The following is a 9,283-nucleotide window of genomic DNA, read 5'->3' on the forward strand; positions in this document are numbered from 1 at the left end:
ACGCGCACGTTTGCCGACGGCGAGGACATCGACGCCGTGTTCGGCGATCTCGATCGCTGCGCGCAGACCGGAGCCGCCGGTGCCGATCACGAGGACGGTGGTGGATATCTGACGTTCGGGGGTAGACATGCTTTCCACGCTAATAAGGGGACCCTAATAACTCCAATGCATAGTTCGAGTGGAAACGATGCCGGTAGGCTATGACCATGAACCTCGAGCAGCTCCGCGGGTTCGTCGAGGTCGCACGCCTCGGACATTTCACCCGCGCCTCCGAGCACCTGCACCTGGCACAGCCGTCGCTGAGCCGACAGATCTCCACCCTCGAACGCGAGCTCGGCGCCGAACTGTTCCACCGCGCACGCGGCCACATCGCGCTCACTGCAGCGGGAGAGACGCTCCTCCCCCGTGCACAGCGCATGCTCGCCGAAGCCGACGCCATCCGCGACGAGATGGGCGAGCTGGCCGGTCTTCGCCGTGGACGCGTACGGCTGGGCGCGCCGCCCACGCTCTGCATCAGCCTCGTCGCCGAGGCGATCAGCGTGTTCCACGCCAGCCATCCGGGCGTCGATCTGCATCTGACCGAGAGCGGTTCCCGACGGCTCGTCGAGCAGTTGGCCGTCGGCGCCGTCGACATCGCCCTCATCACCGAATCCGACGGTCCACCACCGTCGGGCTTCAGCCTCACGCGCATGCCACTGCTCGCCGAAGAGCTCGTCGTCATCTCCGCCGCGACAGAGCCACCGGTCTCGACCATGCCCGCGATGAGCCTCTCCCACCTGGCCACCCTCCCGCTCATCGCCCTCGACGAGACGTACGAGCTGCGAGCGACCACCGACGCCGCCTTCCGCGCGGAGGGCCTGGTGCCCACGCACGTGCTCGAGGGCGCCGAGATGGATGCGGTGCTGCGCTTCGTCGAGCGCGGTGTCGGCGTCGCGGTGGTCCCGGCGATGGTGCTGCTCGATCGCCCCGCGCTGCGCTCGGTGCGGTTGACACACCCGATGATGACCCGCACCGTGAGCCTCGCCCACCGAGCGGACGTCACTCCTGCGGTCGCGGTCGCCGCGATCCGCGAGGTCATCGTCGCCACGGCCGCAGAGGTCGCCCGCCGCGACCCTGCGATCACCAGCCTGCTCTGAGCTGCCGGCGGTCAACCCGAGAGCACACCATCAGCTGCCTCGATGAAGCGGCCCGGATACAGCAGAATCCCCGCCGCTTTCGCGACGGGGATTCTGTACTGTCTCAACACAGTGTGCGCCCGAAGGGACTCGAACCCCTAACCTTCTGATCCGTAGTCAGATGCTCTATCCATTGAGCTACGGGCGCCCAGCCCGCTCAGCGGGCCGTGGAACAGCCTACAACAGTCCTGACGCGAAAGCGAAACGAGGCCTCAGTCGCTCGCCGCCTCGGCTTTCTGCTGCTTCTTGCGCCGTTTGGCCCGCGCGCGCTGCTCGGAGGAGAGCGCCTGCAGGTCGACGAGACGCAGCGCCTGCATGCGTGCCTCGCGCATGCGCCCGTAGTCGGGATCTTGATCCGGTCGCATGCCCTCGACCCGCAATCGGCGGTCGAGATTGTGGCGCACGTCGGCCCAGGCGGCGTCCCGCGCCTCTTCGACGATCTGCGCCAGACGTTCCCGGTCTTCCATCATCTCGCGCAGGCGCTGGCCGACCCCGGTGGACTGCTTGGCCCGGCGGCGCAGGTTTCGCACATCGCGGTCGCGGTAGTCGTGCGTGCCCACCGGATCGGAGTGCCGACCCCTGGCCCGCTTACGCAGCGCGGTGACGTTGGCGGCCGCTTCTTCCGATTCCTCGGCCATCGCCCGCAGCGCCTCCCGCGCGTCGTCGATGTACTTCTCCATGTCGAAGACACCGTCTTCGGCGATGGTGCCGATGAGGATGTGATTCTTCACGGCGAGGCGCGCGGCAGCCGTCGCGATCGCGACGCCTTCGGCGATGGCATCCGCTGTCCGTCCCACCGGTACCTCCTCTCCACGAGCGTACCGGTATCACTGGGGCCCGGTGTCGGCCAGAATGGTTCCGGATCAGCATGCCCCACCCCTCCGACATCCGCAGCCACGGCCCCGGATCGCGCACCGCAGGAGACTCATGAAACACCTCGATCTCGCCGGCAGCACCACCGTGATCACGGGCGCCGCGAACGGCATGGGCGCCGACATCGCCCGCCTGCTGGCCACCCGAGGAGCGCACCTCGCCCTGATCGACCACGACAGTGCCGCGCTCGCGACCCTCGCCGCCGAACTGGGAGACGCCCGGGTGACCAGGCACGTGGTCGACCTCCGCGACGACGACGCCGTGTTCGCCGCCGCCACCGAGATCACCGCAGCGCATCCGAGGGTCAACGCCCTCATCACCTGCGCCGGCTCGTCGATGCTCGGAAACCTCGACCAGCTCACGATGGAGGAGATGCGCTGGCTCACCGACGTGAATCTCTGGGGCACGGTGTCGATCACCAAGGCGCTGCTGCCCGCCCTCCGCGCTGCGCCCGCCGCGCACATCACCCACTTCGCGAGCGTGTATGCGCTCGCCGCTCCGGCCGGGCGCATCCCGTACGCGCTGAGCAAGTTCGCCGTGCGGGGCTTCTCCGAGGCACTGCGGCACGAGCTGGAGGGCACCACGGTCAGCGTCGGCGCCGTCTATCCGGCCGGGGTCCGCACCGGCATCATCCTGCACGGGCGCTACGCCGCCGCGATCGATCCGGAAGTCGCCGCTCGTGCCGCCGCCGCACAGGCCGCGATGTACCACACCGACCCGGCGGACGCTGCGGCCCGCATCGTCCGAGCGACCGAGCGAAGGGCTGCCCGCACGATGGTCGGACGGGAGGCACGACTGATCGACGTGCTCACGCGCATCGCCCCGTCGTCGTACTGGCGCGTGATGCGACGGCCGCTGCGCGCGGCGATCGACACGACGACGCCGGTCGCCTGACCGCACCGGGCCGGGTCAGCGGACCGCGCCCACCCAGATCCCCGACGCCCACGCCTGCTGATCGCCGTTGCACCCCACCGAGCCGGGGTAGCCGCGGACGACGGCCATGCAGTTGGCGAGGAACTCCGGGTCGTTGCCGAACATCGAGGCGTACGCGCCGGAAGACGTGAGCGCACCCCAGACCCGGAACTGGTAGATGTGCGCGAGCTCGTGCGCCATGGCCCAGTTCAACCGGCCCGCACTCCAGTTCGCGATGTCGCCGCGGTACTTGATGTAGCCGTTGCTGTTGGCGCAGGCCGGCGCGTTCCCGCCCGCGCACGACGACGACTCGTACAGCCCGACACCTCCTCCGCCGACGAGGTCGAGCGCCGCCCGCACCCGCGCGTACCCGTCCGGCCCGCTCGATGTCCAGGCCGGGCCACCCGGTCCTGCGCTCTGCGCGGCCTGCACCGAGGCGACCTGGGTGCCGACCTTCTCGGCGAGCGCATGCACCGTGGCCGTGGCCGCCGTGACCGTGGCGGGGTCCCTCGACTCGGCCAGCACGGTCTGCTGGGCCGACAGCGCGGCAGCCCGATGAGAGGCGGTGTCGACCATCCCCTGTGCATTGTCGAAGACGCGGCTCAGGGCCGTGATCTCGGCGACGAACGCCGGCCGCACCGCGAGCACCGCCGCGCGGTCGGCCGTGTCCTGCTCCGCCTGCGCGATCGTCGCCTCGAGATACTCGGTGCGCTGCCTGGCCTCGTGGTATTCCTGCGACAGGCTGCCGAATTCCGCCACGACCGCGACGCGCTCCCGATCGAGGGCATCCGCCCGCGCGAGCACTCCGGCGGACAGCACGACCGCCGCCGCGAGCGTGACCGCCAGCACCCGGCGCATCACTGCAGGAACCCCGTGGTGTCGCCGATCTCGGCATCCTGCTCAGCGATCTGCGACCGCAGTGCGGTGAGCTTCTGCGCGAGCTCGAGGTTCTCCCCGTGGGATTCCTCCAGGGCGCGCTCAACACGGACGATCTCCGCTTTGACGGCGGTGAGGGCTGCCACCCGCTCCTGATCGGCGATCGCGACCAGCGCGACTCCTCCGAGAAGCAGCAGGCACCCGACCGCGACAGCAAGACTCCGCATCTCGCTCCCCAGAACAGCGCAACGTTTCCGGACCGACTCCGATCGGACCAATATACAACTGGACCCGTCGTCGGTGTTCCCGAATGTGCGCGAGCGGGACGGCGGCGGTTCAGACCAACAGGTCGCTACCGTCGGCGAGACGACGCTCGGCTGCCGACTGGCCGCTGGCGAGGTGAGCGGGCACGATACGGCGGAGCGCCTCCGTGTCGCGGGCGGCCATCGCCTCGAGGATGATGCGGTGCTCTTCGGCCATGGCGAGCAGATCGTCGTGCTGCCCGAACAGCCACCGCAGCCGGGTGAGGAACACCGCGATGAGCTCCCCGAGCATCTCGTTCCCCGCGAGTTCGACCGCGACCTCGTGGAATTCGGCCGCCGCGATCCGCGCAGCCTCCGAGTCCTGGGCCGTGGCCGCCGCGAACTCGCGCTCGTAGGCGGCTCTGATCCGGGCGATACCCGCCTCATCGTGACGCTCGGCGGCGAAGACGAAGATGAGCGTCTCGATGGCCTCACGGACCTCGGCGAAATCCTGGATGTCGCGGCGGGTGAACTCGCGCACGACCGCCCAGGTGCGGGGGCGTGCGACGACGACCCCTTCGGCCACGAGGGTGCGGATGGCCTCGCGGACCGGGAGGCGGGAGACGCTCAGCTCGGCCGCGATGTCGCGCTCGACCAGACGCGACCCGGGCGCACGTCGGCCCAGCACGATGTCGTCGCGCAGGATGCGCGTGACCCTGACCGATTCGAGTTCGCCGCTTGTCCCCATAGCCCCCGCCATCTGGGCATTCTCGCATCACGAGCCGGGATACTCAACTTTTGGTATCCCAACACGCCCGGGATGCCTCGGTCCGGGACGAGCGTGCGAGACGCGGAAGGTCTCCGTCGCGCTCGTCCCGCTGGGCTCAGGGGAGGCGGTTGGCGATCGCGATGTTCGCGGTCAGCTCCTCGGCGTTCTGCCGCACGACGTACGCCGGGCGATCACGCTCGACCCGCCACGACTCGCTCAGCGGCCCGACGTTGACCGTGTCGAAGCCGGCCTCGTCGTAGAAGCGCGTCGCGAACGCGACGGCCTCGGCGTCGTCGCCGGCGGTGGCCAGCGCACGACGGTTCGGGGCTCCGGCCGGCTTGCCGTCGGTCGTGATCTCGGCCGCGAAGATGTGGTTGAACGCCTTGGCGATCTTCGAGTCCGGCAGCGCACGCTGCACCAGCTCCGACGTCGTCGTCTCTCCCTTGTCGAGAGCCTCGATGTGGCCGTCGCGCTCGAAGTAGTAGTTGTTCGTGTCGAGCACGATCTTCCCGGCGAGCTCTGCGGCGGGAAGCGCGTCGATCGCGCGAAGCGGGACGGTCACGACCGCGACGTCCGCGGCTGCCGCGGCATCTTCCGCCGTGGCGGCCTTCGCGCGGGGCCCGAGCTCCTTCACGAGGTCCGCGAGCGTCTCCGGACCGCGGGAGTTGGCGATCACGACGTCGTAGCCGTTCGCCACCGCAACCCGCGCGACCTGGCTGCCGATGTGTCCTGCACCGATGATTCCGAGAGTAGTCATGCTGGGGGCAACGTCGAGCACCGCGGACTATTCCCTTCGTGTCGTCCCGTGACCGGCGTCACAGTTCGCGCAGCAGCGTCTGCTCGGTCCGCCGGTAGCCGAGGCTCTCGTACAGCTCGACGGCGGCGGCGTTGAAGCCGAACACGTGCAGCCCTATCGAGTCGGCGCCGAGCCGGCGGGCCTCGCGTTCAGCAGCGTGCATCAGCTCTCGCCCGTACCCCTTGCGGCGCTGATCTGCGGCGACCTCGATGTCGAGCACGAACGCATGCGCATGTCCGTCGCGCTCGCGCATGCCGAGCCAGAGGATGCCGACCTCGACGCCGTCGACGGTCGCCGTGAAGAGCTCCTGCCCCGGGGTGGCGAGGCCGTCCGGCAGCTCCTCGACCAGCTGACGGTGGGACTCCGCGGCAGCTTCCTCGGGCGAGAACCGGCCGGAAGACACGAGGTCCTGGGCGAATCCCGCTTCCGATGCCGTGACGAAGCGGGGGAACCTCTCCGCGGTCATCGGCACCACCTCCACGTGCGCGGCGACATCGCGGGAGGGCAGCGGCTCGAGCACCATCTGGATCGACGCGACCGTGAAGCCACGACCGTCGACCAGGGCGTGACCTGCCGCCTGCTGCGGGAGCAGCGGCACACTGATCTGCGTGGCGCCCATGTCGCGGGCGACGGCGAGGATCCGCGCGACCAGGGCGTCGTTCTGCGCGCCGGTCAGGCCGGTCTCGACGGCGAGGTCGAGGAGGAACAGCTTCGTGCCGGCGAGCACCAGCCACAGGGTGCCGAGCTCGCGCCGACCCTCGTCGACGATCCGCATGACCCGTGCCGTCGGCGTCGCCGCCCCGTGCGGCAGCAGCTCGTCGAAGTATTCATCGGCGAACGCGACCGCATCATCCCCGACACGCCTCCCCGATGCGCGGTTGCCGTCGATGAGGCGCTGTCTGGCCGCGCCTCGCCACTCGTCGAAGCGTCCAGCGGGCAGGGGCTTCAGATGCACGGGCATGCATCCATCCTGCACCTCAGCTGCGGGTGAGCGCGTCCTCGGCGGCGACCCAGGCGAGCATGGCGCACTTGACCCGCGCCACGTACTTCGACACCCCGCCGAGGGCCGCGGCATCGCCGAGCAGCTCCTCGTCGGGCTCGATCTTGCCGCGGGAGCGCATCGCCTCGCGGAACGCCGCGATACGCACCTCGAGGTCTTCGACGCTGAGTCCTTCGGCGAGCTCCGCCAGCAGCGAGGCGGAGGCCTGCGAGATCGCGCAGCCGTGACCCTCCCACGCGATCGCCTCGACAGCACCGTCGGGACCACGGTGCACCTGCAGCGTGATCTCGTCGCCGCAGGTCGGGTTGAGCTGGTGCGACTGCGCCGGGATCTCGTCACGCAGCCCGTAGCCGTGCGGGGTGCGCGAGTGATCCAGGATCAGCTCCTGATACAGGTTCTGCAGGTCGCTCATGCGCCCCTCCGGAAGAAGTCGATCGCTCCGGCGACACCCTCGATCACGGCGTCCACCTCGGCCTCTGTCGTGTACAGGTAGGTGCTCGCCCTGGTGGACGAGGTGACGCCGAGGCGTCGGTGCAACGGCTGGGCGCAGTGGTGTCCGACGCGCACGGCGATGCCGAGGTCGTCGAGGAACTGCCCGACGTCGTGCGAGTGGATGCCGGCGACGTCGAAGCTCGCGAGCCCCACGCGCGGCAGATCGATCCCGGCACCGAGCACGCGGACCCCGTCGATCGTGCTCAGCCCGTCGACGAGCCGACGCCCGAACGCGGCCTCATGCGCGGCGATGCGCGGCATCCCCACCTCAGTCAGGTAGTCCACGGCCGCGGCGAGCGCGATGGCCTGCGACACCCGCTGCGTGCCCGCCTCGAACCGCTGCGGCGGCGGCAGGTACTCGGCTTCGGTCGTCGTGACGGTGGTGATCATCGAGCCGCCGGTGAGGAACGGGGGCATCGCGGCCAGGACCTCGCGCCGGCCGTAGAGCACCCCGATGCCGGTGGGACCGAGCATCTTGTGCCCGGACAGCACGGCGAAGTCGACGTCGAGCGCGCGCACGTCGAGCGGCAGGTGCGGTGCGGACTGGCAGGCGTCGAGCAGGGTCAGGGCGCCGACCTCGCGGGCCAGGGCGACCAGGCGCTCGACCGGGTTGATCACGCCGAGCACGTTGGAGACGTGCGTGAACGCCACGAGCTTCGTCCGGGCCGTGATGAGTTCGGCGGCGGCGTCGAGCCGCAGTGCACCGTCGTCGTCGAGAGGGATCACCTTCAGCGTCGCGCCGGTGCGGGCCGCGAGCTCCTGCCACGGGATGAGGTTCGCGTGGTGCTCCATCTCGGTCGTGACGATCTCGTCACCCTCACGCAAGCGGAGCCGCTCGGCGGCCGCTCCCCCGCGCCCGAGCGACGCGTTCGACAGCGAGTAGGCGACGAGGTTGATCGCTTCGGTCGCGTTCGAGGTCCAGACGACCTCGTCGTCGTCGGCCCCGATGAAGCGCGCGAGAGTGCCGCGAGCATCCTCGAAAAGCTCGGTGGCCTCGGCGGCCAGCGTGTGCGCCCCGCGGTGCACTGCCGAGTTCATGGTGATCGAGAACTCGCGCTCGGCATCCAGCACGGCCGACGGACGCTGCGAGGTCGCGCCCGAGTCGAGGTACACGAGCGGATGCCCCTGCACCTGCGTGTGCAGGATCGGGAAGTCCTCGCGGATACGCCGCACCTCGGCCTCGCTCAGAGGGGCGATCACGTCGACACCGGAAGAAACGCTCATCGTTCCAGTTTCCCACCTGCGAGCCCGGGGTGGGCCCGCGGGTCAGCGCCCGTCGAGCGTCTTCGCGTCGGCGACCTCGTCGTAGCGGTCCTGCGCGTCGAGCACGTCCTCCACGTGGGACTCCGCCCAGACCTGCAGCGCCTGGAGCGGTTCATGCAGGCTTCGGCCGAGCGGGGTGAGCAGGTAGCGCGAATGGCCGTCGTCGCCGACCGCTCGCTCCAGCATGCCGTCGCGTTCGAGGGCACGGAGCGTGTCGACGAGCACCTTCTTCGTGATCCCGTCCATCCGGTGGTGCAGCTCGCCGAAGCGCAGCGGCTGCTCGTGCAGGAGGACGACGATCATCGCGGTCCACTTGTTCGCGATGCGGGCGAGCGACGCCCGAGACGGACAGCTGGCGGAGAACACCGTCCACGTGCGCGACATGCGCTGCTCCTCCCGGTGACGTTGAAGTAACCGCGCCCTCGGCGAGACGCTGGATGCTCCAGAGTACCGACCACACGAGAAGGAGCATCATGTCGGCGATCGACGTTGTAGGACAGTACGGTGCGGCCCTGGCCGCGGGAGACATGGGGGCACTGGCGGCCACCTTCCATCCGGATGCCGTGTGGCACCAGCCCGGCGCCAACCAGGCATCCGGCGACCACGTCGGCCCCGACGCGATCCTCGCCCACCTCGGCCGCTTCATGGAACTCAGCGGCGGCACGTTCGTGCTCGAGACCGACTCGGCGACGGAAGCCGGCGACCTCGTCTCCGCCACCGTGCGCTTCCGTGCGCAGCGCGCCGGACACGATGACCTCGACCAGCACGGCGTCGACGTCTTCCGCATCGCGGGCGACCGCATCGCCGAAGTCTGGCTCATCAGCGAGGACCAGGAGGCGGAGGACCGCTTCTGGGGTCAGGGCTGACCGACCGGCGTCGGGGGGG

At 69.9% G+C, this 9,283-nt stretch carries 13 protein-coding genes and 1 tRNA gene; 3 read left to right on the plus strand and 11 right to left on the minus strand.

The window, feature by feature from the left end; genetic code table 11:
- Window positions 1-129 (minus strand): FAD-binding protein (locus ACNPM4_RS17405; RefSeq protein WP_448986529.1); only part of this gene is annotated, 129 nt, incomplete at its 3' end.
- Window positions 130-200: 71 nt separating this feature from the next.
- Between ACNPM4_RS17405 and ACNPM4_RS17410 the strand changes: the two genes are divergently transcribed.
- On the plus strand, window positions 201-1,136 hold the full coding sequence (locus ACNPM4_RS17410; RefSeq protein ID WP_105711079.1) for a LysR family transcriptional regulator: 936 nt from the start codon (window positions 201-203) through the stop codon (window positions 1,134-1,136).
- A 114-nt stretch (window positions 1,137-1,250) separates the two neighbouring features.
- On the opposite strand, the gene ACNPM4_RS17415 is transcribed toward ACNPM4_RS17410, so the two are convergent.
- A tRNA-Arg gene (locus ACNPM4_RS17415) sits at window positions 1,251-1,323 on the minus strand.
- 64 nt (window positions 1,324-1,387) lie between these two features.
- Complete coding sequence (locus tag ACNPM4_RS17420) at window positions 1,388-1,972, minus strand: hypothetical protein (RefSeq protein WP_029263781.1); 585 nt, start codon at window positions 1,970-1,972, stop codon at window positions 1,388-1,390.
- 130 nt (window positions 1,973-2,102) lie between these two features.
- Here ACNPM4_RS17420 and ACNPM4_RS17425 point away from each other — a divergent pair, with 130 nt between their 5' ends.
- On the plus strand, window positions 2,103-2,942 hold the full coding sequence (locus ACNPM4_RS17425; protein ID WP_372468407.1) for an SDR family NAD(P)-dependent oxidoreductase: 840 nt from the start codon (window positions 2,103-2,105) through the stop codon (window positions 2,940-2,942).
- A 15-nt stretch (window positions 2,943-2,957) separates the two neighbouring features.
- On the opposite strand, the gene ACNPM4_RS17430 is transcribed toward ACNPM4_RS17425, so the two are convergent.
- The 8 genes from ACNPM4_RS17430 to ACNPM4_RS17465 form a co-directional block, all read right to left on the minus strand.
- Window positions 2,958-3,818 (minus strand): hypothetical protein, encoded by an 861-nt coding sequence (locus ACNPM4_RS17430; RefSeq protein WP_105711176.1) that lies wholly within the window; start codon window positions 3,816-3,818, stop codon window positions 2,958-2,960.
- Window positions 3,818-4,063 (minus strand): hypothetical protein, encoded by a 246-nt coding sequence (locus ACNPM4_RS17435; protein ID WP_029263778.1) that lies wholly within the window; start codon window positions 4,061-4,063, stop codon window positions 3,818-3,820. Before ACNPM4_RS17435 ends, ACNPM4_RS17430 begins: the two co-directional genes overlap by 1 nt.
- A gap of 109 nt (window positions 4,064-4,172) precedes the next feature.
- Window positions 4,173-4,826 (minus strand): GntR family transcriptional regulator, encoded by a 654-nt coding sequence (locus ACNPM4_RS17440; protein ID WP_258134184.1) that lies wholly within the window; start codon window positions 4,824-4,826, stop codon window positions 4,173-4,175.
- 136 nt (window positions 4,827-4,962) lie between these two features.
- The gene (locus tag ACNPM4_RS17445; protein WP_448986519.1) at window positions 4,963-5,604 is read right to left on the minus strand and encodes an NADPH-dependent F420 reductase; all 642 of its coding nucleotides are present in this window, start codon (window positions 5,602-5,604) and stop codon (window positions 4,963-4,965) included.
- A 58-nt stretch (window positions 5,605-5,662) separates the two neighbouring features.
- A complete protein-coding gene (locus tag ACNPM4_RS17450) occupies window positions 5,663-6,604 on the minus strand; it encodes a GNAT family N-acetyltransferase (RefSeq protein WP_448986520.1) in 942 nt (313 codons plus the stop codon).
- A gap of 16 nt (window positions 6,605-6,620) precedes the next feature.
- Window positions 6,621-7,055 carry a Fe-S cluster assembly sulfur transfer protein SufU gene (sufU, locus tag ACNPM4_RS17455; RefSeq protein ID WP_448986521.1) on the minus strand — a complete coding sequence of 145 codons (435 nt, stop codon included), beginning with the start codon at window positions 7,053-7,055 and terminating at the stop codon, window positions 6,621-6,623.
- Entirely contained in the window at window positions 7,052-8,359 is a 1,308-nt protein-coding gene (locus ACNPM4_RS17460) for an aminotransferase class V-fold PLP-dependent enzyme (protein WP_448986522.1), read from the minus strand. Before ACNPM4_RS17460 ends, sufU begins: the two co-directional genes overlap by 4 nt.
- Before the next feature lie 42 nt (window positions 8,360-8,401).
- Entirely contained in the window at window positions 8,402-8,782 is a 381-nt protein-coding gene (locus ACNPM4_RS17465; RefSeq protein ID WP_029263772.1) for a winged helix-turn-helix transcriptional regulator, read from the minus strand.
- A gap of 89 nt (window positions 8,783-8,871) precedes the next feature.
- Between ACNPM4_RS17465 and ACNPM4_RS17470 the strand changes: the two genes are divergently transcribed.
- Complete coding sequence (locus ACNPM4_RS17470; RefSeq protein WP_029263771.1) at window positions 8,872-9,264, plus strand: nuclear transport factor 2 family protein; 393 nt, start codon at window positions 8,872-8,874, stop codon at window positions 9,262-9,264.
- Window positions 9,265-9,283 lie beyond the last annotated feature (19 nt).

It is taken from the genome of Microbacterium umsixpiens (genome assembly GCF_053543675.1).